The sequence below is a fragment of the Phocaeicola sp. ICN-14070 genome, assembly GCF_037892625.1.
Lineage (GTDB): Bacteria > Bacteroidota > Bacteroidia > Bacteroidales > Bacteroidaceae > Phocaeicola > Phocaeicola plebeius.
The window spans coordinates 1-825 of sequence record NZ_JBBKBF010000167.1 but is presented as its reverse complement, the minus strand read 5'-3'; the positions used below and the strand labels follow the sequence as shown (position 1 = coordinate 825).

1 protein-coding gene and 1 tRNA gene are annotated in these 825 nt (G+C 36.7%); one reads left to right on the top strand and one right to left on the bottom strand.

Annotated features, from left to right (window positions below):
• Positions 1-252 precede the first annotated feature (252 nt).
• Positions 253-326 (top strand) — tRNA-Asp (locus WKT20_RS18110).
• A gap of 113 nt (positions 327-439) precedes the next feature.
• Here the strand turns inward: WKT20_RS18110 and WKT20_RS18105 are convergent.
• A complete protein-coding gene (locus WKT20_RS18105) occupies positions 440-742 on the bottom strand; it encodes a hypothetical protein (protein ID WP_007559631.1) in 303 nt (100 codons plus the stop codon).
• Positions 743-825 lie beyond the last annotated feature (83 nt).

Sequence of the window (825 nt, the reverse complement as noted above, 5' to 3'; positions counted from 1 at the left end):
AAGAAACCGGGATAACTTACTTATTTTCGTAGATACGTTCTGTAAATATTTTGGAGGAAACGGCTTGATGTAGCTTTATGACTCTTCTTTTAAGCGAAAAAAAATGATTTTAATCTATATTGAAAATCAGTATATTATGATTTTTATTGAAAAAAGTTAGAAAAAAAACATCCAAAAAGTTTGTAGGTTTGAAAAAAACGCCTACCTTTGCAACCGCAATCGAGAGAGAAAGCAACGAAAGAAAAACTTAATGGTGCGTTAGTTCAGTTGGTTAGAATACATGCCTGTCACGCATGGGGTCACGGGTTCGAGTCCCGTACGCACCGCGAAAAAAAATCCTGGTTCATTTTGAATCAGGATTTTTTATTTCATATAAGTGGAAAAATAAAAAAACGGGAACATGCCGTACTTGGCACATTCCCGTCAATCGTGTGAGTGCTTATTCCAATACTTCACCCTTTTCAGTGTATAACACGGCGGCTGTGTTGTCTTCTGCGTCCGTCAGAACTACTTTGTAGGTTTTTGTTCCTTCCACTTCTTCTACGTATGCTTCTTTGATGGTAAATTCAGCATAGTCTTTTGCAACTGCATCCAGAACAGCTTGTGGAAGATCTTTTACTTCGATGGGTTTGAACTCATTTACAATGGTTACACTGTCTACACTTGCGTGGAAGTTTTCTGCAAACGCAACTGAAGTTCCTAATCCCATTACCAATGCTACTGCTACAAATAACTTTTTCATATTGCTTCAATTTTAATAGTTAGTTAAGTAAGTTTCTACGCTAACAGTAAATCAAATAGAATGCCAAAATGCAGTGTAAAGCG